Annotated in this window: 18 protein-coding genes and 1 tRNA gene; 2 read left to right on the top strand and 17 right to left on the bottom strand. The window is 67.7% G+C overall.

The features are described from left to right. Window positions 1-2: 2 nt before the first annotated feature. The 5 genes from AC2EWF_RS16265 to AC2EWF_RS16245 form a co-directional block, all read right to left on the bottom strand. Window positions 3-3,854 (bottom strand): pilus assembly protein, encoded by a 3,852-nt coding sequence (locus AC2EWF_RS16265; protein WP_483640409.1) that lies wholly within the window; start codon window positions 3,852-3,854, stop codon window positions 3-5. A 75-nt stretch (window positions 3,855-3,929) separates the two neighbouring features. Then, window positions 3,930-4,463: a pilus assembly PilX family protein gene (locus AC2EWF_RS16260; RefSeq protein WP_483640408.1), complete on the bottom strand. Its 534-nt coding sequence runs from the start codon at window positions 4,461-4,463 to the stop codon at window positions 3,930-3,932. A 67-nt stretch (window positions 4,464-4,530) separates the two neighbouring features. Next, on the bottom strand, window positions 4,531-5,523 hold the full coding sequence (locus AC2EWF_RS16255; RefSeq protein ID WP_483640407.1) for a prepilin-type N-terminal cleavage/methylation domain-containing protein: 993 nt from the start codon (window positions 5,521-5,523) through the stop codon (window positions 4,531-4,533). Continuing rightward, window positions 5,520-6,023, bottom strand: a complete 504-nt coding sequence (pilV, locus tag AC2EWF_RS16250; protein WP_483640406.1) for a type IV pilus modification protein PilV — start codon at window positions 6,021-6,023, stop codon at window positions 5,520-5,522. Before pilV ends, AC2EWF_RS16255 begins: the two co-directional genes overlap by 4 nt. Further along, on the bottom strand, window positions 6,020-6,565 hold the full coding sequence (locus tag AC2EWF_RS16245; RefSeq protein ID WP_483640405.1) for a GspH/FimT family pseudopilin: 546 nt from the start codon (window positions 6,563-6,565) through the stop codon (window positions 6,020-6,022). Before AC2EWF_RS16245 ends, pilV begins: the two co-directional genes overlap by 4 nt. Before the next feature lie 431 nt (window positions 6,566-6,996). Here AC2EWF_RS16245 and AC2EWF_RS16240 point away from each other — a divergent pair. Then, a tRNA-Thr gene (locus AC2EWF_RS16240) sits at window positions 6,997-7,072 on the top strand. Between the two features lie 190 nt (window positions 7,073-7,262). Here the strand turns inward: AC2EWF_RS16240 and AC2EWF_RS16235 are convergent. The 6 genes from AC2EWF_RS16235 to murJ form a co-directional block, all read right to left on the bottom strand. After that, window positions 7,263-7,883, bottom strand: a complete 621-nt coding sequence (locus AC2EWF_RS16235) for a DedA family protein (protein ID WP_483640404.1) — start codon at window positions 7,881-7,883, stop codon at window positions 7,263-7,265. A gap of 135 nt (window positions 7,884-8,018) precedes the next feature. Next, window positions 8,019-8,978, bottom strand: coding sequence for a 4-hydroxy-3-methylbut-2-enyl diphosphate reductase (ispH, locus tag AC2EWF_RS16230; RefSeq protein ID WP_483640403.1), 960 nt, complete (start codon window positions 8,976-8,978; stop codon window positions 8,019-8,021). A gap of 115 nt (window positions 8,979-9,093) precedes the next feature. Continuing rightward, window positions 9,094-9,594, bottom strand: a complete 501-nt coding sequence (gene lspA, locus AC2EWF_RS16225) for a signal peptidase II (RefSeq protein ID WP_483640402.1) — start codon at window positions 9,592-9,594, stop codon at window positions 9,094-9,096. A 132-nt stretch (window positions 9,595-9,726) separates the two neighbouring features. Continuing rightward, complete coding sequence (ileS, locus tag AC2EWF_RS16220; RefSeq protein WP_483640401.1) at window positions 9,727-12,603, bottom strand: isoleucine--tRNA ligase; 2,877 nt, start codon at window positions 12,601-12,603, stop codon at window positions 9,727-9,729. Between the two features lie 212 nt (window positions 12,604-12,815). Next, window positions 12,816-13,769: a bifunctional riboflavin kinase/FAD synthetase gene (locus AC2EWF_RS16215; protein WP_483640400.1), complete on the bottom strand. Its 954-nt coding sequence runs from the start codon at window positions 13,767-13,769 to the stop codon at window positions 12,816-12,818. 23 nt (window positions 13,770-13,792) lie between these two features. After that, window positions 13,793-15,385: a murein biosynthesis integral membrane protein MurJ gene (gene murJ / locus AC2EWF_RS16210; RefSeq protein WP_483640456.1), complete on the bottom strand. Its 1,593-nt coding sequence runs from the start codon at window positions 15,383-15,385 to the stop codon at window positions 13,793-13,795. Between the two features lie 211 nt (window positions 15,386-15,596). Between murJ and rpsT the strand changes: the two genes are divergently transcribed. After that, complete coding sequence (rpsT, locus tag AC2EWF_RS16205; RefSeq protein ID WP_077483432.1) at window positions 15,597-15,860, top strand: 30S ribosomal protein S20; 264 nt, start codon at window positions 15,597-15,599, stop codon at window positions 15,858-15,860. A 182-nt stretch (window positions 15,861-16,042) separates the two neighbouring features. Here the strand turns inward: rpsT and radA are convergent, their stop codons facing one another. The 6 genes from radA to rpsF all read right to left on the bottom strand — a co-directional run bounded on the left by radA (window position 16,043) and on the right by rpsF (window position 21,621). After that, window positions 16,043-17,419 (bottom strand): DNA repair protein RadA, encoded by a 1,377-nt coding sequence (gene radA / locus AC2EWF_RS16200; protein ID WP_483640399.1) that lies wholly within the window; start codon window positions 17,417-17,419, stop codon window positions 16,043-16,045. Between the two features lie 272 nt (window positions 17,420-17,691). After that, window positions 17,692-18,780, bottom strand: coding sequence for an alanine racemase (gene alr / locus AC2EWF_RS16195; protein WP_483640398.1), 1,089 nt, complete (start codon window positions 18,778-18,780; stop codon window positions 17,692-17,694). 13 nt (window positions 18,781-18,793) lie between these two features. Next, window positions 18,794-20,188, bottom strand: coding sequence for a replicative DNA helicase (locus AC2EWF_RS16190; RefSeq protein WP_483640397.1), 1,395 nt, complete (start codon window positions 20,186-20,188; stop codon window positions 18,794-18,796). A gap of 227 nt (window positions 20,189-20,415) precedes the next feature. Further along, entirely contained in the window at window positions 20,416-20,868 is a 453-nt protein-coding gene (gene rplI / locus AC2EWF_RS16185; protein ID WP_483640396.1) for a 50S ribosomal protein L9, read from the bottom strand. Window positions 20,869-20,971: 103 nt separating this feature from the next. Beyond that, window positions 20,972-21,202: a 30S ribosomal protein S18 gene (gene rpsR / locus AC2EWF_RS16180; RefSeq protein ID WP_077483437.1), complete on the bottom strand. Its 231-nt coding sequence runs from the start codon at window positions 21,200-21,202 to the stop codon at window positions 20,972-20,974. A 14-nt stretch (window positions 21,203-21,216) separates the two neighbouring features. Continuing rightward, window positions 21,217-21,621 carry a 30S ribosomal protein S6 gene (gene rpsF / locus AC2EWF_RS16175; RefSeq protein WP_483640395.1) on the bottom strand — a complete coding sequence of 135 codons (405 nt, stop codon included), beginning with the start codon at window positions 21,619-21,621 and terminating at the stop codon, window positions 21,217-21,219. Between the last annotated feature and the right edge of the window lie 198 nt (window positions 21,622-21,819).

Below are 21,819 nucleotides of genomic sequence, written 5' to 3'. Positions count from 1 at the left end.
CCTCAATGGACGATCAGCTCGCGCCAGGACACGCGCTGCAACGCGCCCGCCGAACTCGCGGTCTGGGTACTGGAGGTGCTGCCGTTGTCGAAACTGGTCAGCATGGCGCTGCCGACGAAGATCGGATTGTTCGGCAGCGAACTGAAGCCGAGGCCCGCGGCCGGCTTGCCGGCTATCGTGTCGTTGGAATCCACCGTGCCGTCGCCGTTCAGATCGAAGAACGGCAGCGAAGGACTGGTGCCGGTGAACGGATCGAGCGCCAGGATCCAGCCGCGGCCCGACGGATTGCAGGGGTCGCTGGCCTTGGGGATGCGCGTGGTGCCCAGCAGCAGGTTGCCCTGGAACTGGTTGGGCGTGACCATGCGCTCGCCCTCGGCTCCGGCGACGGGCGACTTCAGGTCGATGTACCAGCCGGACTTGCCGGTGGTCGACGCATTCGCGGCGGCCGCCTCGCCGAGCGTGGTGACGGCACGCGCGTTGCCCGCTTCGGCGGTGATGGAGCGTTGTACGAGGTCGGCGCTGCGCGTCATGCCGGAAGTCACCGCCAGCCCGCGGGTGCCCGACTGCACGATCAGGCCGTACCAGCTCTGCACGCTGGTATCGGTGAGGTCCGTCGTGCTCAGGTAGCGGCCGGTGCCGAAGAACAGCCACGTGTTGCCGGTGGCGGGATCCTTGCCGACCAGCATGCCTGCGGTGATCGGCTGCGCCTTGTTGCCGGCGTCTTTCGCTGCGAAGATCTTCACGCCGTCGCTGTCCGGCGTGGCCGTGGCGCCGGTGCCGCTGGAGTCGTTGAGCGGAAACGACCACACGTTGCCGTTCGCGTCGCCCGCGTAGGCCACCGTGCCGATGCCGTTGCCCGACGGGTCCATCCACACCGCCGGCGCGGCCAGGCCACTGGAATCGGCGGTGGCGTGCGCGTGCAAGGTGCCATCCGCAAGCTCGAATTGCAGCAGCGCCGACTTGCCGGCCGCACTGTTGTAGCCATTGCCCATCAACACCGACCAGCTGCCATTCGCAGTCTGGGCGATCACCGGCTTGCCGGACATCTGGCCGATGTAATCGCTGTTCGTGAGCCCGTCGCCTGCCGAACGCTCCCACAGGAACCTCACGCTGCCCGGGTCGGTGACGTCCAGCGCATACACGGCCTTGGCCACGCCGCGCCCGGTCGTGCCCACCAGGACGGTCTTCCAGCCCGCCGGGCTGCCCACGTAGACATCGGCCACGGTGAGCTCGCCATCGTTGAAGAAGCCGTGCGCCACGGCGGCGCCGTAATCCGGGCTGGCCAGCGCGCTCAGGCCCGCGGTGATCACCGCGCCCGGCAGATAAGCGAACGTCTCCGCGCCCGTGCCTGCGCCAACGCCGTGCAGCATGCCGTCGTTGGCCGCCACGTAGACCGTGCCGGCCCGACCGCTCTGGTCGCTCGCATACTTGGCGAACACCGACGAGCCGGTGAAGCTCTCGGTATAGAACTGGTTCGCGTTCGGTGCGCCCACGTAGACGGGCTGCGAATTGACGATGTCGCCCACCGGGGTGTCGCGGTTGCGGTAGCCACCGCCGTTGGACTGTTCCTTCGAGGCGTCGCCGCGCAGGTAGTTGATGAGGTCGGCCTCGCTGGTCGCCGTGCCCGCCACCGAACCCAGCGCCATGTGTTGGGCGTTGGAAAGCGCCGGCAGCGCATTGCCCGCACCCAGCTTGAACGCCACGAACTGGCTGCCCGCCGCGGCGTCCTTGTTGTATGTCCGGATGTTGCGGCTGGCCGCCGTCGGCAGCTTGGTCGATGCCGTCCAGGTGGGGCTGGTGGCGATCGCGCCCGTGGCCGAATCCACGGCCAGTGACTTCAGGTCGCCCTTCCATTTGGCCGTCCAGTAATTGGCCTGGTAGGCCACCGTGCCGGCTTGCAGCTGGGTGGAGTTCGCCGCCAGGCTGGCACCGGTGCCCACGCGCTCCGCGGCACGCTTCAATGCTTCCTTGATGCCTTGGGCGAAGCTTTCGGGATCCTTGGCCGAGAAGAAGCCGCCATGGCCGTTGACCGCGGCATGGGCCAGGTCGGCAATGTTGTTGATCGAGTCACCCTTGGGTGCGGGCCAACTGAAATTGCCGATGGCCTTGGTGGCATCACCGGCGGCCCATGCAAATACCTGGTCCATCGGTATCTTGGTTCCGTCCGCATACTGCGGCGTAAAGCCCAGTCCAAGCGTGAACGTCGTCATGTGCTGCCAGAACGCCGGATCCTCGGCGTTGGTCGGCACCTCGTTGGCCAGGCTTGGCTGCAGATCGGTGATCCAGTACTTCATCGCCACGTCGGCCAGCGTATCGGCGTAACTCGGGTTGGGCGCGGTCACGGACTTCTGGCAGGTGTGCTGGTCGGCGCTGAGCGTGCTCCCGGCCGGGCAGGTCGGAGCCTGGTTGGCATTGCCCGAGCGCGTGCACTGGTAGACGTTGCCGACCTTGGTGAGGCTGTATCTGCTTGGGCAGGATGGCGTGGACGTGCTGGTAAAAGTGCTCACCGCCGAATCGGTGTAGGGGAGCGCCGGCGTGTAGGCATAGCTCTGGCCATTGGACCCGGAGACCGTGCTGCCGGCATTGCCATCCACATCTCCCGCACCCGAGAAATTCTCGTTCCAGAAACCGTCCGTCGTCAGGATCGTGTAGGACTGGCGGCAGGCAAGCTGGGTGTCGGCCGCCGCGGTGGTGTAGTCGGGATCGGAACTCATCCCCTTCCACGGCTGTGCGGTCTGGTAGTAGGAACCGACCGCATCGAGCGCCTGGCGCAGCGGCGTGCCGCCATTGGCCGTGGCCTTGGCCGCCCAGTTCCAGAACTGGCTTTTCTGGCTGCCGGAATCCGACCCGTCACCAAAAGGCTGGATCTGCGCAATATAGTTCGTGCCACCGTTGTAGCTGTCCGAGTAGCTGTACCTTGCCGCCGGAAGATTGGTGTAGTTCTTGTTGCCGTTGCCGCCGCCGTCGATCGAGCCAAAGCCGACACGGAAGGTCGTATCCAGGGTTGAGAATGAATTCATCAGGCCGCTTTTGGCCATCAGGATGCGCGTGCGGTAGTACGAGAACCAGTTGGCCACGTTCTGCTGGGCCGAGGCGCTGTCGTCGCAGACCGCCCGCTGGGCATCCGGCAGGCTGGCGCAACTTCCCGTCACGCCAACATAGTTCTGGGCATTGCCGGCGCCGGTCGTATAGGTGAAATAGTACTTGTACGTCGTATTCGTGCACTGGCTGCCACTCCTGACATCGCCGCTGTTGCAGCTGTAAGTCGTCGAGGGAGTGGCGTCGACGATCGCACCCTTGTTGGGGGTGGTGGTTTTCTGGCATTGATTGACGCCATATGGAACATAGCCGGACGGACACGAATAGGTGGTGGCTGCCGTCGCCGCATAATTGCTGAGAATCGTGAACTGCGTGTAATACGGGAATCTGCTCTGGTAGGGGCTCGAATAGCGGGTGACGTCCGTCGTGCCGGTATCGAGAAAACCGTCCTTGTAGGCGTTGGTCAGACCCGGAGAATTCGGATAAGACGTGCCGTCGGCCTTGGTCGGCGGCGCATAGGTCACGCCGGGGTTGTAATAGGTGCCGTTGATGCCGGCATTGCGCACGGCGTCGTTGCTGGTGCTGCTCAGATACCCCCAGTCCGGCATGTAGTCCCAGGCCATCGATCCCGAATCGTCCAGCATCAGCACGAGGTTGGGCGGCAAGGAACGCTGGATGATCAGCGGCGACTGGTCGACGCTGACGGCCGCCGCCATGGCGGGTGCCATACCTGCGGCGCCCACCAGCAGGCCGGTGGCCAGCAGGTGGGCCAGGAAGCGGGCAACCTTGCTGCGCAGACGGAACACGATGTTCATGGCGGCTCGCTCTTCGGAATGGCGCGGCATGGAACGGCCCATGCGCCCGGTCGGACTCGTGGAAGACATGCGGGGTCAGCCCTGCTTGACCATCGCCTGCAGCACCACCACGGCGCGATCGCCCACCAGGGCGGGATCGCCGCTGCGGGCGGTCACGCGGTAGTAGACGGCCGTGGTGGAGGTGCCTTGGGCGCCGTAGTTTTGGGAGTTGGCGCTCTGGCCGTAACCGGTGCTGGTGCTGGGGTTGTACCAGTTGCCCATGTTCTCGATGACGTACTGCGGCTGGCTGGCCGCGAGCGTTCCGGCATCGAACTGGCCCGTGCCGGTACCCGAACTCACGGTGATGATCTTGCCGGCTGGAAGGTTCGGGTCATCGAACGGATTGCCCTGGCAGTACACGCCGCCGGCCTGGCAGTTGCGCGCAACGTCGCCTGGGTTGCTCGCGATGCGCGCCGAGGCGGCGCGCATCGCCGCCTCGGCGCTCTGGAAGGCGACCTGGCGGTCGAAATGGTTGGCGGCCATCCGCTGCTGCATGATCGTGCCGCGCACCGCCGCCAATCCGACCAGAGTGACCACGACCAGCAACAGCAATGCCACCACCAGGGCCACGCCACGCTGTCCCGCGCGCGAAGGCATCGATCGACGACGGGATGGAGGAACGGCGATGGTGGGCATATCAATTCACCCGGTTGCGAACGGTGGTGGTGGCAGTGAAGTTGCGCTGCAGGGGCTTGGCATCGGTGCCGGCGTGCTGGTCGGCGCTCTCCAGCCACAGCCGTACCTGCACGGCATCGACCTGCGCCCAGTTGCCCACGCCGCTGGCCGCCACGAAACCGGCATTTCCTGCTTGGTGGTAGGCGATGCTCATGTTGGTGACGCCGCGCACCATTTCCTCGGCGGTGGGCGTGGGTACGCCGGCGACGTTGGCCAGGCTGACGCGGTACAGCGACCGGCCCTTGTCCGGGTTGTTGCCCACGTACCAGTCGGACGCGCGCAACCGGGTGACCTGAGCATTGGGCGCGAACACGTAGCTGGCACTGCTGCTGCAGACCGTGGGGTAGTTCAGGTCGGTGGTGCAGTTGCCCGGCGAACCGGTGGCACTGGCGTGGTGAAGCGTGCCGCCGCCCAGGCTGCTGATCTGCACCAGGGTGGCGTGGTCGGGATCGCACATGACGACCACATCGCCAGCCTTCAGGTCGGAACCCGCTTCGTTGAGCGTGAAGGTGGCAGCCGGCTCGGCGTCCGCCTTCACGCTTGCGCCCACGCCCTCGCCGCCCAGCAGCAGCAGCGAATCGGTGCCGCTCACCCGGTTGCGTTCCGCCGCGCCGGTGGCCACGGCCGGATCGGCCTGGCCGCCGCCGTAGCCCATCACTGCGTTGTTCCAGTTCGCCCACCAGGCGCTGCCGCCGGCGGCCGGCCCGTTGTTGAGGACGTTCGCGACCCGGCCGTCGTTGCTGCAGCCGGTGAGGCCGGCATCGCGGATGTCGCGCGCCATCATCTCGAAGGCGATGCGCGTGTTGTCCTGCACATCACCCAGCGCGAGGTTGGTGCGGTGCGCACGCTGGTTGGCGAGGAACACGCTGGTGACGCCGGCGATCACCACCAAGCCCAGCAGCATCGCCACCATCAGTTCGATCAGGGTGAAGCCGGCAAGCCGACGGCGCTTCATAGCATGGCCCTGGTGGCGACGGTCTGGACGTTGCTGCCGCCCGTGCCGGCGCGGCTGTCGTCGAAGGTGATGGTGACGGTGCAGTCGGCGGTGGTGCCGGCATCCGTGCAGGACACCTGGCCGGTGGTGCTTTCCACCGCGCCCAGGCCCTCGGCGAGCTGCGCGCACCACTGGCCGAGTTGCACATCGGCCAGTGCGCCGTTCGCATCCGGGCAGGCATTGGCCGCAAGCGCCGAGCTGCCGGTGCGGTTGTAGCTGCCTGCCCGGGCGCTGCCGACGTCCGCCCGCATGGCGTCGAGGATCGAGTAGCTGGCGATGGTGGCCAGGCTGCGCGCCATCGCGCTGTTGTTGGTGGCGAGCGAGCGAGCCTGCAAAGCGGCCACGCCGAGGAAGGCGATGGAGAGCACAAGCACGGCCACCAGTACCTCGATCAGGCCGACGCCGGCCTGGCGGGGAGGCCGGCGCGACGGACGCCGCGGGGTAAGAGTCGTGCGCTTCATGGCGAGGGGCAGTCTCCGCTGGCGGTCGTGGTGGCGAGGATCGAGCCCGCCGTCATGGTGATCACGCGGTGGTTTTCGCCACTCATCTGGCTGGTGCAGATGTCCACTACGGTGTCATTGAAGGGCGAACTGCTTCCCGCCTTGCGGGCCTGCCCCTGCGCGGTGAATTGCAGCGCGGCCACATCCCCGTTGATCCGGACCGGACCGGCCAGGCTGGCCACGCCGGCGAGCACCGGGCTCGGTACGCCGCCGCGCATGGCCCAGACCGCGCCGGTTGCCGTGCCGCAGGCATCACCCAGCGTTTCGCTGGTGTTGGCGCTGGCCGAATTGCTGCAGAACTGGGTGCTGGCGTTCCGCTTGACCGCCTCCATGCGTGCGACGCTGATTGCATTGACCAGGTCGTTGGCGGCGGTGTTGAGCCGGTTGGAAAGCGTGATGTTCCGGAAGCCCGGCACGGCGATCAGCAGCAGCACGGCGGCAACGGCCACCGTGATGGTCAGCTCGATCAACGTGACGCCTCGCTGTCGCGACAGGACTCGCATGGCCACTCCCCTGACTCCGTGGCCTCGCATGGTTGGCTTCGCAAATTAATTCGTCAAGTATTTGCGGTTACGGGCGGCAAGAATTTGCCGACGAACGGCGAATCGGCATCGCGAAACCCGCATCGGATCACGGATAGGCCCTGACATGGCAACGGTTTCCAGCTATCCATCCGCCTCGCCCGCAGTGTCACCGGCATGCAAGAGAGTGCCGGCCAGCATCGCAAAATCATGCATATCGCGCCGTGGCGACGCCTCTTCCCTCCAGAAGGCCCTGCCGGATGCAGCGCGCCCCGTCGAGCGCAGGGACAGCCTCTACCGCAGGGCGAAGTGGGCACCATGAGCCCCGGGCGAGCCCTCGGTCATGCGACCGCGCCACGGCACCGTGGCTTGCGCCTCATCCTGCTGCCCCGTAAACTTCGCGGCTCACCGTCGCCGGAATAGCTCAGTTGGTAGAGCGGCGCATTCGTAATGCGTAGGTCGCAGGTTCGACTCCTGTTTCCGGCACCATCAAGCCGTCCAACGGCATCCAAAGAAGGTCGGCAAGCCCAGCGAAATCGTGGCGTCCGGCCTTTTTTGCTTGTCCGTTAGCGAGAACGGCAGGCCGAGCCTGCGTGTCTAGCGCTCGAGTCGTCCGGGACTGGCGCACAATGGCGCGTACCGATGGGCACGCTACGCCGAGGCTATCGGCGCAACGCGGTCAGCCTCGCCGCAGGTTGCGCAGGTGGCGCCACACGTACCAGCCGACGAACAGCAGCACGGCGATGCCGATCGCGGTGTCGAAGCGGTGGAAATACACGCCCAGCGTGTCCCAGTCCTCGCCCAGCCGCAGGCCGATCCAGGCCAGGGCCCAGCACCAGATCAGCGAGCCGAGGAAGGTGTAGAGGCTGAACCGCCACAGCGGCATCCGCGCGACGCCGGCCGGGAAGGCGATGAAGGTGCGGATGACCGGCAGCAGGCGGCCGACGAAGATGGTGATCTCGCCGTGGCGGCTGAACCAGCGATCGGCCAGGTCGAGGTCGTGGTGGGAGATCAGCACGTATTTGCCGTAACGCTCGATCAGCGGCCGCCCACCCCACGCGCCCACGGCGTAGGCCACCCAGGAGCCCAGCACGCAGCCGACGGCGCCCGCCACCGCCACCAGCCACAACACCAGCGTGCCCTTGTAAACCAGGTAGCCGGAGAACGGCATGATGACTTCGGAGGGCAGCGGGATGCAGGCGCTCTCGATGCCCATCAGCAATACGATGCCCGCGTACTGCAGCCGCGAGATCACTGCAATCACGAAGCCCGCGATCAGGCCGATCAATTTGGCGAACATGCAGTCCAGAATCCGGCAGGGCGGGCCCGCGCCATCGTAATGCATGGGCAGCGCCAGCGGCCCGGGCGCGACGATCCGGTGACCGCGTTTGGGTGGGGTGGTTGGGCGAATCCTGTCACCGTCAGGCGCGCCGCGTCAGGTGGCCGGCTGGCTGCCGTCCAGCACGCGCAGTTCCTTCGGCAGGGCGAAGGTGATGGTTTCCGCTTCGCCGTCCAGCTCGCGCACCGCGCCGGCGCCCCAGGATTGCAGGCGGGCGATCACGTCGCGCACCAGTTTCTCGGGCGCGGAAGCGCCCGCGGTGAGGCCGATGCGATCCACGCCGTCCAGCCAGGCGCGCTCGATGTGTTCGGCGCCGTCGATCAGGAACGAGCGCACGCCCTGCTTCTCGGCCAGCTCGCGCAGGCGGTTGGAGTTGGAGCTGTTGACCGAGCCCACCACCAGCATCAGGTCCACCGCGTCGGCGAGCCGGCGCACGGCGTCCTGGCGGTTCTGCGTGGCGTAGCAGATGTCGTCCTTGCGCGGCCCCTCGATGTCGGTGAACTTCCCGCGCAGCGCGGCGATGATCGCCTTGGTGTCGTCCACCGACAGCGTGGTCTGGGTGACGTAGGACAGCAGGTGCGGGAACTTCGGCGCCAGCGCCGCCACGTCGTCCACCGATTCCACCAGCAGGATCTCGCCACGGTTGGCGGGGTTCCACTGCCCCATGGTGCCCTCCACCTCGGGGTGGCCGGCATGGCCGATCAGCACCACGCTGCGGCCGATGCGGCCCAGCCGCGCCACTTCCATGTGCACCTTGGTGACCAGCGGGCAAGTGGCGTCGAACACCTTGAGATCACGCTGTTCGGCCTCTTCGCGTACGGCCTTCGAGACACCGTGCGCGCTGAAGATCACCGTGGCGCCGTCGGGCACTTCGTGCAGCTCCTCGACGAACACCGCGCCGTCGTGGCGCAGCTTGTCCACCACGTAGCGGTTGTGCACCACCTCGTGCCGCACATAGATCGGCGCACCGTACGACTCCAGCGCCCGTTCGACGATGGCGATGGCGCGGTCGACACCGGCGCAGAAACCGCGGGGATTGGCGAGCAGGATATCCATGAATGCACCGATAAAAAAGATCGGCGTAGGAGCGCACCTTGTGCGCGATGGTTTCGGGTTCGATCAAACGCCAGAACACTCGCGCACAGGCTGCGCTCCTACAGGCGAGCGGTGATTATCGCACGCCCCCTTGCCCCTTGCCGCCGAACAGGCCAAACGCCACCAGCAGCACCGCGCCCACCGTGATGCCGCAGTCGGCGAGGTTGAATACGGGGTAGTGCCAGTCGCGGAAGTACACGTCGATGAAGTCGGTGACCTGGGCCGCGTGCAGGCGGTCGATCAAGTTGCCGATCGCGCCGCCGATGACCAGCGAAAGCGGCAGCGCGGTGCGCCAGTCGCGCCGCGCGGTGCGCGCCAGCCAGGCAACCAGCACCGCGCCGATGACCAGCGCCAGCGCCACGAAGAACCAGCGCTGCCAGCCGTCGCCCCAGGCGAGGAAGCTGAAGGCGGCGCCGGGATTGTAGGCCAACGTCCAGTTGAGGAAGCCCGGGATCACCGGATGCGGCAGGCCGGCAGGCTGCAGCGCCGCCAGCGCCCACCATTTGCTGAGCTGATCGAGGACGATGACGAAGGCGGAGAGGAGCAGCCAGGGGAGTGCGTTGGGTTTGGTGGTCATGAGTTCAGCCAAGGTCATCCGCTCATTGCCGTTCACCCTGAGCGTAGCGCAGCGAAGTCGAAGGGCCACGCGCCATACCCCTTCGACTTCGGCCCTGCGGGCCTACGCTCAGGGCGAACGGGATGTTTCAGGTTAGAACCAGCGCCGTGTCTCGCCCGGCCCTTCCACGTTGCCGACGCAACGCCCGCACAGCTCCGGATGGTCGGCATGGCTGCCCACGTCGTCGCGGCGGTGCCAGCAGCGCACGCACTTGGCGGCCTCGCTGACCGTGGCCGAGATCCAGACGTCGGCGCCTTCCAGCTCGGTGAGCACGGCGTCGTCCGGCTGGCCGCCGGCCTTGTCCAGGCGCACGTCGGAGGTGATGAAGAAGAAGCGCAGCTCCTCCATCGCCGGCGCGTAGCGCGCCACCGTGGCTTCGTCGGCGTGGATCGCCAGCTTCGCCTCCAGCGCGGCGCCGATCTTCTCGGCCTTGCGCATGCCTTCGAGCACGCGCGCGGCGGTATCGCGGATCGCCAGCAGGTCGCTCCACCAGCGCCGCTGCCCGGGTGACGCCTGCGTGGCGGCCAGGCCGTCGTACCAGGTTTCCAGCAGCACGCTCTCGCCGCGCTGGCCCGGCAGCGCCTGCCAGATCTCCTCGGCGGTGAAGGCCAGGATCGGCGCCAGCCAGCGCACCAGCGCCTCGGCGATGCGGTACATCGCGCTCTGCGCGCTGCGCCGGCCGTGGCTGTCGGTGGGCATGGTGTAGAGGCGGTCCTTGGTGATGTCCAGGTACAGCGCGCCCATCTCGTTGGTGCAGAAGTTCTGCACGCGCGCCACCACCTCGGGGAAGTCGTAGCGCTCGTAGGCGGCCACCACCGCCTGCTGCACGTCAAACGCCTGCTGCACCGCCCACTGGTCGAGCAGCGGGCTGTCCTCCACCTTGACCAGGTGTTTCGCGGGGTCGAAGCCGTCGAGGTTGCCGAGCAGGAAGCGCGCGGTGTTGCGCAGCCGGCGGTAGCCGTCCGACACGCGCTTCAGGATCTCGTCGGAGACGCTCATCTCGTTGCGGTAGTCGGCCGAGGCCACCCACAGGCGCAGCACGTCGGCGCCCAGCGTGTCCATCACCTTCTGCGGCGCCACCACGTTGCCCAGCGACTTGGACATCTTGCGGCCGGAGGCGTCCACGGTGAAGCCGTGGGTGAGCACGTCGTCGTAGGGCGCGCGGCCGTGGATCGCCGCCGAGGTGAGCAGCGAGGACTGGAACCAGCCGCGGTGCTGGTCCGAACCTTCCAGGTACATCACCTTGTATTCGCGCGCGTCGCCCTGCTGCAGCTCGGGTCGCTGGCCGATCACGCCGAAGTGGGTGACGCCGGAATCGAACCACACGTCCAGCACGTCGGTGACCTTGTCGTAGTCCCTGGCCTGGTCGCCCAGCAGGTCGGCGGGATCGAGGTCATACCACGCGTCGATGCCGCCCTGCTCCATGCGCTGCGCGACCCGCTCCATCAGCGCGACGGAATCGGGATGCGGCTCCTGCGTGGCCTTGTGCACGAACAGCGCGATCGGCACGCCCCAGGTGCGCTGGCGGCTGATGCACCAGTCCGGCCGGCCGGCCACCATGCCGGCGATGCGCTCCTCGCCCCAGCCCGGCACCCAGCGCACGTCCTTGATCGACTTCAGCGCGGTGGCGCGCAGGCCCGCCTGTTCCATGCCGATGAACCACTGCGGCGTGGCGCGGAAGATCACCGGCGTCTTGTGGCGCCAGCAGTTCGGGTAGCTGTGCTCGATCTTCGCGTAGGCCAGCAGCACGCCGCGCCCGCGCAGCAGTTCGACGATGGCGTCGTTGGCCTTCCACACGTGCATGCCGGCCAGGTCGAGCTCGCCGGCATCAAGCTGACCCGCCTTGGGCGTGTCGTCGCGGTAGGTGCCGCGCGCGCCGATGTAGTTGAGCAGGCCGATGCCGTTTTCGCGGCCGACCACGAAGTCCTCCACGCCGTGGTCGGGCGAGGTATGCACCGCGCCGGTGCCGTCCTCGGCGCTGACGTGCTCGCCGAGGATCACCGGCACTACGCGGTCGTAGAACGGATGGCGCAGCTTCACGCCATTGAGCATGGCGCCGGTGGCGTGGCCGAGCACCTTGGCCGACTCGATGCCGTAGCGCGCCAGCGCCTTCTGCACCAGCGCAGCGGCGATCACCAGCAGCACGCGCCTGCCGTTGCGCGCCGGGCCTTCGGCCAGGGCGTATTCGAGTTCGGCGCCCAGCGACACCGCCTGGCTTTCCGGCAGCGTCCACGGCGTGGTGGTCCAGATCGGCACGGCGACAATGGCGTCGCCTGCATCGACGCCGAACGTCGCCGCCAGCGCCTTGCCATCGACTGCGTCGTAGGCTACGTCCACCGCGGGCGAGACCTTGTCGCCGTATTCGATCTCCGCCTCCGCCAGCGCCGAGCCGCAGTCGAAGCACCAGTACACCGGCTTGGCGCCGCGCACCACGTGGCCGTTGGCGACGATGCGCGACAGCGCCCGCACCATGTCGGCCTCGTACTTGAAGTCCATCGTGCGGTAGGGATTCTCCCAGTCGCCCAGCACGCCCAGTCGCTTGAAGCCGGCGCGCTGGGTGTCGATCTGCTCGGCTGCGTATTCGCGGCACTTCTGGCGGAACGCACGGGCGTCGAGCTTCTCGCCCGGCTTGCCGTGCTGCTTTTCCACCGCGATCTCGATCGGCAGGCCGTGGCAATCCCAGCCCGGCACATAGGGTGCCCGATGGCCGGCCAGCAGCTTCGAGCGCACCACCATGTCCTTGAGGATCTTGTTGACCGCGTGGCCGATATGGATCGCACCGTTCGCGTAGGGCGGCCCGTCATGCAGCACGAAAGCCTTGTCGCGACCGGCGGTCTTCGCCTGGATCCGCGCGTAGCGCCCCACCTGCTCCCACTCGGCCAGCCAGCCCGGCTCGCGCTTGGGCAGGTCGCCGCGCATCGGGAAGTCCGTCTGCGGCAGGTTGATGGTGCTCTTGTAATCCTTGCTCATCGGTTCGGGTGCCTTGCAGTGGGGGTCGCCTGCGGCGGCCTTGCCGTTTCGCGCCCCGATGCCCGGCTGAGCCCGGGGCGCCATTCCGCCGCCCGCCGCGCGCGGCGGCAGGCGCACGCGCTGCGGGCGGAGACTTCAAATAATAATGATTGCCGCGGTCGCGTTCGCGCGGCAGCGTGGCAGGTGTTGCAGGTTGGCGGTGTCGCGGAAATTCATGCGCGGGCCAGTACCGGATTCATGCCCAGGATCTCCCGGGCCGAGCGCGCATCATGATCCATCTGCGCCTTTAGTGCATCCAGGTCGTGGAATTTCTGCTCCTCGCGCAGCTTGGCGACGAACTCCACCGCCATGCGCCGGCCGTAGAGGTTGCCCTCGAAATCGAACAGGTGCGCCTCCAGCAAGGGCTGGCTGACCTGGTTCACCGTGGGCCGCACGCCCAGGCTGGCCACGCCCGGCCAGCTGCATTCGCCCTCGCCCAGGCCCACGCGCACCGCGAAGACGCCTTGCACCGGGCTCACCCGGTCGCGTAGGTGGATGTTGGCGGTGGGGAACCCCAGCGTGCGGCCGAGCTGGTTGCCGTATTCCACCTTGCCCTCGATCACGAAGGGACGGCCGAGCAACCCGGCGGCGCCGGCGAACTCGCCGGCCGCCAGCAACTGGCGCACGCGGCTGGCGGAGACGCGTGCGCCATCCAGCAGGATCGCCGGCATCACGCAGCCGGCGAAGCCGGCCTTTTCGCCCAGCTCGCGCAGCAACGCCACATCGCCGCCGCGGTTGTGGCCGAAGCGGAAATCCGCGCCTACCCACACCTCCCTGGCCGCCAGGCGCTCGACCAGTACGCGCTGCACGAAGTCAGGGGCGGACATCGCCGCCAGCCCGGCGTTGAAGCGCAACATGTGCACCTGCTCGAAACCCGCCGCCGCAAAGCCGAGCAGCTTTTCGCGCACGCTGGAAAGGCGGGGCAACGGCGCGGACGAGAAATAGGTCCGCGGCAGCGGCTCGAACGTCACCACCGCCGGCACGCTCCCCAGGGACCGTGCACGGCGCAGCACCTGCGCAAACAAGGCCTGGTGCCCCCGGTGCAGGCCATCGAACGCGCCCACGGCCACCACGCTGCCGTTGGGCGCCAGGCATGGGCCGGCGATATCGCGGGAAAGTTTCGTCATCGCGCCAGTATATCGGGCCGGCATCAACTTCCACGCAGGTCACGCAAGCGAAAGCCGGTGGCGAACAGGCCGCCGGCATAGGCGGCGGCGCCCGCGACCACCAGTACCGCCAGGTGCCAGAGACGGGTGTGCACCGGCACTACCGTCCAGTGCGGCCACAGCCACAGCCCGGCCAGCAGTACCGCCACCATCACCGCGCAGGCGAACGCCAGCCGCAGCCAGTGGCGCAGCCAGCCTGGCTGCGGGTCGTACACGCCGGCACGCTTCAGCCAGTACCAGAGCTGGGCGAACTGCAGGTAGTTGGACAGCACGCTCGCCGCCGCCAGTCCCACGTGCAGCCCGGGAATATCGGCGATGCCTTCCAGCCAACCGGCCTGACGCTGTGCCGGCGTGGCCCAAAGCCGGTACAGCAGGGCTACCAGCAGCACGTTGAAGACCATGTTGCTGACCAGCGACACCACTGCCGCGCGCACCGGCGTGCGGGTGTCCTGGCGCGAGTAGAACGCCGGCAGCAGCACCTTCACCAGCGCATAGGCCGGCACGCCGCAACTCAGCGCCATGGTCGAGAGCGTGGTCATGCGCGTGTCGAACACGGTGTACTGGCCGTTCTGGAAGAACGCGCTGACCATCGGTTCGGCCAGCAGCAACAGCGCGCACATCGCCGGCACCGCGATCAGCAGCGTGGTGCGCACGCCCCAGTCCAGTGCCCGCGAGAAGCCGGCGCGGTCGGTGCCCACGTGGTGGCGCGACAGCGCCGGCAGGATCACCGTGCCCAGCGCCACGCCGAACACCCCCAGCGGCAGCTCCAGGAAGCGGGTGGACTGGTACATCCAGGTCTGCGAACCGGTCACCAGCAAGGTGATCAGGATGGTGTCCAGCAACAGGTTGATCTGCCCCACCGAGGCACCGAACAGGGTCGGCATCATCAGCTTCATGATCCGCCGCACCGCAGGATGCCGCCAGCCCCAGCGCGGCAGCGCCAGCAGATCCAGCCCGCGCACCGCCGGCAGCAGGAACAGCAGCTGCAGCACGCCCGCCACGAGCACCGCCCAGCCCAGCGACATGATCGGCACTTCGAGCCGCGGCGCGAGCCACAACGCGCCCATGATCATGCACACGTTGAGGATCACCGGCGCCATCGCCGGCAGGCCGAAGCGGTGGAAGCTGTTCAGCGCGCCGCCCGCCAGGGCGGTCAGCGAGACGAACAGCAGATACGGGAACGTCAGCCGCAGGAGGTCCACGATCAGCGCGAACTTGTGCGGCTCGTGCACGGCGCCGGGCGCGAACACCATGGCGAGTTGCGGCGAGAACAGCATGCCCAGCGCCACCACCAGCAGCAGTACGCCACCGAGGGTGCCGGCCACGCGCGCAGTCAGCTCCTTCAGCTCGGCATGGTCGCGGGTCTCCTTGATCTCGGTGAACACCGGCACGAAGGCAGTGGAGAACGAGCCCTCGGCAAACAGCCGCCGCATGAAATTGGGGATGCGGAACGCGATGACAAAGGCGTCGGTGGCGGCCGAGGCGCCGAACACATGGCTCATCGCCACATCCCGGGCCAGCCCGAGCACGCGCGACACCATCGTCATGCTGCTGAACGAGAGCAGCCCGCGGAACATGCTGGGGGACTTCATCCGGTGGGGAATCCTGACATCGGGCGGGCAATGGGCGCACAGTCTGCCAGCCGGCGCGGGCAAGATCACCGCCGGATCGTGGCCGAACGCGGGCGAGGCCCTGTCCGCAACCATCTAAATGCTTGACGCATGGGCGAATCACCCGCATAATTTCGTTCTTTCTCCAACCTGCAACCCGCGATTCGGGAGTTCTACCTTGGCCAACATCAAGTCCGCGAAGAAGCGCGCGCGCCAGTCCGAGCAGCGCCGCCTGCGCAACATCAGCGCCCGTTCCATGGTGCGCACCGCGCTGAAGAAGGTCGTCAAGGCCATCGAGGCCAAGGACAAGGCTGCCGCCGTCGAAGCCTTCGCCGCCGCCCAGCCCGTGATGGACCGGTACGCCTCGCGCGGCCTGATCCACAAGAACAAGGCCGCCCGCCACAAGAGCCGCCTGAACGCGAAGATCCGCGAACTGGCGTAAGCCGCTCGCACCGCGCGTCACGAAAAAGCCGGCCTTGGCCGGCTTTTTTTCGTGCGCACCTTCCAGCCTGCCTTGAGTTGATTGCAGGAGCGCACCCTGTGCGCGATGGCCCGGTACCGGTCAGAGCAAAAGCATTCGCGCACAGGGTGCGCTCCTACCCCGTTCCCGTCGACGCGCGGCGCTCAGCGGCAGGCGTCGATCGCCTGCGCCAGCCGTTCCACCCCCACCACTTCCAGCTCGCCCACGCGGCCGGACTTCGGCGCGTTCGCCTTGGGCACGATGGCACGGCGGAAGCCGTGGTGCGCGGCTTCCTTCAGGCGTTCCTCGCCGTTCGGCACCGGGCGGATCTCGCCGGACAGGCCCACTTCGCCGAAGGCCACGGTTTTTTCCGGCAGCGGGCGGTCGCGCAGCGAGGACAGCACCGCCAGCAGCGCCGGCAGATCCACCGCGGTCTCCTGAACGCGGATGCCGCCCACCACGTTGATGAACACGTCCTGGTCGTAGGCGGCCACGCCGCCATGCCGGTGCAGCACGGCCAGCAGCATCGCGAGGCGGTTCTGCTCCAGGCCCAGCGCCACGCGGCGCGGATTGCCCAGGCTGGACTGGTCCACCAGTGCCTGCACCTCGACCAGCAGCGGCCGGGTGCCCTCGCGGGTCACCATCACCGCGCTGCCCGGGGTGGGGCCGGCATGCGCGGAGAGGAAGATCGCCGAGGGATTGGGCACTTCGCGCAGGCCCTTGTCGCCCATCGCGAACACGCCGAGCTCGTTGACCGCGCCGAAGCGGTTCTTGAACGCGCGCAGCACGCGGAAGCGCGAGCCGGATTCGCCCTCGAAATACAGCACCGCGTCCACCATGTGCTCCAGCACGCGCGGACCGGCGATGCCGCCCTCCTTGGTGACGTGGCCGACCAGGAACACGCTGGTGCCGGTTTCCTTGGCGTAACGGGTGAGCTTGGCCGCCGATTCGCGCACCTGCGACACCGAACCCGGCGCCGCGGTGAGCAGCTCGGTCCAGATCGTCTGGATCGAATCGATCACCAGCACGCGCGGCCGCGCCGCCACGGCCTGTTCCAGGATGCGCTCGATACAGGTCTCGGCCAGCGCCTGCAGCGGCGCCAGCGGCAGGCCGAGGCGCTGTGCACGCGCCGCCACCTGGGCCAGCGATTCCTCGCCGGTGACGTAGACGCTGGGCAGTTCGGCGCCCAGCGTACCCAGCATCTGCAGCAGCAGGGTGGACTTGCCGATGCCGGGGTCGCCGCCCACCAGCACCACCGAGCCTTCGACCAGGCCGCCGCCCAGCACGCGGTCCAACTCACCGATGCCGGTCTGCGAACGCACTTCGGCGGTCGCCATCACCTCGGTGAGCGGGGTCACCTTCGGCGCGCCCGCCACCTTGCCCGCGTAGCCGCCGCGCGCCGCACCCGCCGACTTCACCGCCGGCTGCAGCACGATTTCGGACAGCGTGTTCCATGCGCCGCACTCCACGCAGGAACCCTGCCACTTCGGATGCTCGGCGCCACAGTCGGTGCACACGTAGGCGGTCTTGGCCTTGGCCATGCGAAAGCTCCCGATTGGACAGTGCGGCCATGGATGGCCGCTTCTTGATCTTTGCGCTCACGGACGAGCACAAAAAGTGACGGACAGTGCGGCCATGGATAGCCGCTTCTTGATCTTCGCACCCAGGGACGAGCGCAAAAAGCTGATGACCAGTGCGGCGATGGATGACCGCTTCCCGATCTCCACGCTCATGGGGCGAGCGCAAAGACGATGCAGCCAAGACTACCCGGCGTCCATCGCAATGGACGAGACGGCGTCGCCGCCGCGGAGCGTCAGCCTTCGTCCTCCACGAACAGCACGCGCCGTGTCATGCCGCAGGTGAGGTCGTAGCTGATCGTGCCGGCACTGGCCGCCACGGCTTCCACCGGCAGGCCCTCGCCCCACAGGGTGACGCGGTCGCCCACCTTTGCCTGGGGCGCCTCGCGCAGATCCAGCGTCACCAGGTCCATCGACACGCGGCCGACCAGCGACACGCGCCGGTCGCCCACCAGCACCGGCGTGCCGCTTACCGCGCTGCGCGGGTAGCCATCGCCGTAGCCGATCGCGGCCACGCCCACCGGCATGTCCTCGGGGCAGGTCCAGGTGCCGTTGTAGCCGATGCGCTCACCCTTGCCGATGCGGTGGATCGCGATCAGCCGGGTGGCGAGCGTCATCGCGGGACGGAAACCGAAGTCGCCACCGCCCCTGCCCTCCACCACGGAAAGTCCGTACAGCAGCCCGCCGGTGCGCACCCAGTCGGCGCGGGCCTCCGGCCAGCCCAGCACGGCGGCCGAGTTGGACAGCGAGCGCGGCCCGTCCAGGCCGCGGGTCGCTTGGTTGAAGCGCGCGATCTGCGCCCGCGTGACATCGCCCTCGAACACCTCCGATTCGGCGAAGTGCGTGAGCAGGCCGATCTCCGGATCGACGCCGGGCAGCGCGGCGAGCCGCGCGTGCACCGCGGCCACTCGCTCGGGCGCGAAGCCCAGCCGGTGCATGCCGCTGTCTATCTTCAGCCATGTGCGCAGGCGGCCGCGCGCGGCGCTGGCCTCGGACAGCCACGCCAGCTGCGACTCGTGATGCACCGCCGCTTCCAGTCCCAGCCGCTGCATCTCGGCGATGTCGCCGGCCTGGTCGGGGCCGGACAGCACCACGATGCGCTGGCGATACCCCGCCGCACGCAGGCGCAGGCCGTCGCCCAGCGCGGCCACCGCAAAGCATTCGGCATCCGCGTCCAGCGCGCGCGCCACGCGCTCGAGGCCGTGGCCGTAGGCATCGGCCTTGACCACGGCCATCACCCTCGCCGGCGCGGCCATCGCCTGGATGCGGGCGAGGTTGTGCCGCAGCGCGCCGAGATGGATGGTGGCGACGGTGGTGCGGCTCATGCGTCCCGGGCGATCACTCGAAGCCGCCCACGAACGAGTCGGCGGCGTAGTTCTCGAACTTGGTGTAGTGGCCGAGGAAGGTCAGCTTGACCGTGTCGGTGGGACCGTTGCGCTGCTTGCCGATGATGATCTCGGCCAGCCCCTTGTCCGCCGATTCCTTGTTGTAGTACTCGTCGCGGTAGATGAACATGATCACGTCGGCGTCCTGCTCGATGGCGCCGGATTCGCGCAGGTCGGACATCATCGGCCGCTTGTCGGCGCGCTGTTCCAGCGAGCGGTTCAACTGCGAGAGGGCGATCACCGGCACGTTGAGTTCCTTGGCGAGCCCTTTCAGTGAACGCGAGATTTCTGAAATCTCGGTGGCGCGGTTCTCCTTGTTTCCGGGCACCTGCATCAGCTGCAGGTAATCGATCACGATCAGGCCCAGGCCACCGTGTTCGCGGTGCAGGCGGCGCGCCCGCGAGCGCAGTTCCACCGGCGACAGGCCGGGCGTGTCGTCGATGAAGATCTTCGCCTCGGACAGGATCGCGATGGCGTTGGAGACGCGCGGCCAGTCCTCCTCGGCCAGGTCGCCGTTGCGCAGGTGCTGCTGGTGGATCCGGCCCACCGAGGAGATCAGGCGGAACGCCAGCTGCGAGGCGGACATTTCCATCGAGAACACCGCCACCGCCTTCTTCGCCCGCAACGCGGCGCTCTCGGCGATGTTCAGCGCGAACGCGGTCTTGCCCATCGAGGGGCGCGCGGCCACGATGATGAGGTCGGAGGGCTGCAGGCCGGAAGTGAGGTTGTCGAGATCGCTGAAGCCGCTGGTGATGCCGGTGAGCTGGCCGCGGTTCTCGTAGCGTTCGGTGAGCAGGCGGAAAGCGTCCTTCACCGCCTCGCGCATCGAGACGGAATCCTTCTTGCCGCGCGCGCCGGACTCTGCAATGTGGAACACGCGCTGCTCGGCGCTTTCCAGCACCTCGTGCACGCTCTTCCCCTCCGGGCGGTAGCCGTCCTCGGTGATCGAGGTGCCGGCGTCGATCAACTGGCGCAACACCGACTTCTCGCGCACGATCTCCGCATACGCAGCTATGTTCGCCGCACTCGGCGTGCCGTTGGCAAGTTCGATGAGGTAGCTGGCGCCGCCCACCATCTCGGCCAGGCCGTTCGCCTCGAACCAGTCGCCCAGGGTCACCGCGTCGCAAGGCATGCCCTTGTTCGCCAGCTCGTTGATCGCGCGCCAGATCAGGCGGTGGTCGCGGCGGTAGAAATCCTCCTCGCCGAGGCGGTCGGCCACCTTGTCCAGCGCGTCCGGCGCCAGCATCAGGCCACCCAGCACAGCCTGCTCGGCGTCGATGGAATGCGGCGGCACGCGCAGCGCCTCGATAGCCGGCGACGAAGGCTTGCGATCGGGCACGAAGGACATCGGGCTACCTCGGGGAAGACGAACCGGCCGCGGTCGCGGCAGGCGCCGACGCACGGTGGCGGACAAGACCCACATGATGCGCGGCAGCGTCTCATGGGTCGAGATGGAAAGCTGTGGAAAAGCTGGGGAAAGTTGGGGATAACCGGTTGTTCCCCCGCCGTCGTTTCCACCCGGCCAAAACAAACGGGCGCCCGAGGGCGCCCGTTCGCAGGACTGCAGTGGCGGCGTTACTTCTTCTCGCCGACCACGATCACCTTGACGCTGGTCTGCACGTCGGCGTGCAGGTGGATGGCCACCTCGAACTCGCCGGTATTGCGCAGCGGGCCTTCGCCCAGGATGACCTCGCCCTTGTGGACCTCGTGGCCGATCGCATGCAGCGCCTCGGCGATGTCGCGGGGACCCACCGAGCCGTACAGCTTGCCCTCGGGGCTGGCGTGCGCCTCGATCGTCACCGACACATCGGCCAGCTTCGCCTTGCGGGCCTCGGCCTCGCTCAGCGCGTTCGTGGCACGTGCCTCGTACTCGGCACGGCGCTGCTCGAACGCGGCCAGGTTGGCGGCGTTCACGCGCACGGCCTTGCCCTGCGGGATCAGGAAGTTGCGGCCGTAGCCCGGCTTCACGCTGACCTTGTCCCCAAGGTCGCCGAGGTTGCGCACTTTCTGCAGAAGGATGAGTTCCATGGGTATTCCTTTTCGTTAGCGCCGGGATGGCCGGCGCAGCCGTGGACGGTTGTCCGAAGGTCGTGCTTCCGGCGCCCTCCCGTCGAAGGAGGGCGCCGGGGCATCAGACGTCGTGGTTGTCGGTGTACGGCAGCAGCGAGAGGAAGCGCGCGCGCTTGATCGCGGTCGCCAGCTGGCGCTGGTAGCGCGCCTTGGTGCCGGTGATGCGGCTCGGCACGATCTTGCCGTTCTCGGTGACGTACTGGCGCAGGGTGTTGAGATCCTTGTAGTCGATCTCCTTCACCTTCTCCGCGGTGAAGCGACAGAACTTGCGGCGGCGGAAAAACTTGGACATGGTCGTGATTCCTCTCAGTCTTCGCTGTCGCTGTCGTTGTCGCGACTGTCGCCGTCGTCGTCACGGCGGCGCGACGAACGGGCATCATCCTTTTCCTTGCTCTTCAGGATGAAGGACGGCTCGGTGTCGGCGGCGTCGCGCTTGATGACCAGGTGGCGCAGCACGGCGTCGTTGAAGCGGAAGCCCGACTCCAGCTCGCTCAGCGCGTTCTGGCCGACTTCGATGTTCAACAGCACGTAGTGCGCCTTGGCCAGGTTGACGATCGGATAGGCCAGCTGGCGGCGGCCCCAGTCTTCCAGACGGTGGATCTTGCCGCCGTCGGCCTCGATCAGCGCCTTGTAGCGCTCGATCATCGCCGGGACCTGCTCGCTCTGGTCAGGGTGGACCAGAAACACGACTTCGTAATGTCGCAGGGACATCGTGGTTCGACTCCTTGTGGATGCGGCCGGAATGGCCTCGCAGCCTCCCGCAGGTGCGGTGAGGCAAGTGTCCGTCGCGCCCCTTCCGGGGTGGACAGAAGCGGAATTGTACGTGGAACGCGGGATCGACCGCAAGCGACTGAATTTTCTGGGGAGTGCGGCCGGGGATGGCCGCCGTTTGACCTCGTGCCAAGGGAC

It is taken from the genome of Rhodanobacter sp. sgz306013 (assembly GCF_057031145.1).
The sequence above is the reverse complement of the archived record's forward strand: the minus strand, read 5'-3'. Positions and strand labels throughout refer to the sequence as shown.

What these genes read in the sequence shown, in the direction of transcription:
- AC2EWF_RS16255 (WP_483640407.1), bottom strand. Translation starts at nt 5,523, where the DNA reads ATGAAGCGCCGTCGGCTTGCCGGCTTCACCCTGATCGAACTGATGGTG.
- AC2EWF_RS16215 (WP_483640400.1), bottom strand. Translation starts at nt 13,769, where the DNA reads ATGACGAAACTTTCCCGCGATATCGCCGGCCCATGCCTGGCGCCCAAC.
- AC2EWF_RS16190 (WP_483640397.1), bottom strand. Translation starts at nt 20,188, where the DNA reads ATGTCCTTCGTGCCCGATCGCAAGCCTTCGTCGCCGGCTATCGAGGCG.
- AC2EWF_RS16265 (WP_483640409.1), bottom strand. Translation starts at nt 3,854, where the DNA reads ATGAACATCGTGTTCCGTCTGCGCAGCAAGGTTGCCCGCTTCCTGGCC.
- AC2EWF_RS16235 (WP_483640404.1), bottom strand. Translation starts at nt 7,883, where the DNA reads ATGTTCGCCAAATTGATCGGCCTGATCGCGGGCTTCGTGATTGCAGTG.
- rpsF (WP_483640395.1), bottom strand. Translation starts at nt 21,621, where the DNA reads ATGTCCCTGCGACATTACGAAGTCGTGTTTCTGGTCCACCCTGACCAG.
- radA (WP_483640399.1), bottom strand. Translation starts at nt 17,419, where the DNA reads ATGGCCAAGGCCAAGACCGCCTACGTGTGCACCGACTGTGGCGCCGAG.
- ispH (WP_483640403.1), bottom strand. Translation starts at nt 8,978, where the DNA reads ATGGATATCCTGCTCGCCAATCCCCGCGGTTTCTGCGCCGGTGTCGAC.
- AC2EWF_RS16245 (WP_483640405.1), bottom strand. Translation starts at nt 6,565, where the DNA reads ATGCGAGTCCTGTCGCGACAGCGAGGCGTCACGTTGATCGAGCTGACC.
- pilV (WP_483640406.1), bottom strand. Translation starts at nt 6,023, where the DNA reads ATGAAGCGCACGACTCTTACCCCGCGGCGTCCGTCGCGCCGGCCTCCC.
- murJ (WP_483640456.1), bottom strand. Translation starts at nt 15,385, where the DNA reads ATGTTCCGCGGGCTGCTCTCGTTCAGCAGCATGACGATGGTGTCGCGC.
- ileS (WP_483640401.1), bottom strand. Translation starts at nt 12,603, where the DNA reads ATGAGCAAGGATTACAAGAGCACCATCAACCTGCCGCAGACGGACTTC.
- rplI (WP_483640396.1), bottom strand. Translation starts at nt 20,868, where the DNA reads ATGGAACTCATCCTTCTGCAGAAAGTGCGCAACCTCGGCGACCTTGGG.
- lspA (WP_483640402.1), bottom strand. Translation starts at nt 9,594, where the DNA reads ATGACCACCAAACCCAACGCACTCCCCTGGCTGCTCCTCTCCGCCTTC.
- rpsR (WP_077483437.1), bottom strand. Translation starts at nt 21,202, where the DNA reads ATGTCCAAGTTTTTCCGCCGCCGCAAGTTCTGTCGCTTCACCGCGGAG.
- alr (WP_483640398.1), bottom strand. Translation starts at nt 18,780, where the DNA reads ATGAGCCGCACCACCGTCGCCACCATCCATCTCGGCGCGCTGCGGCAC.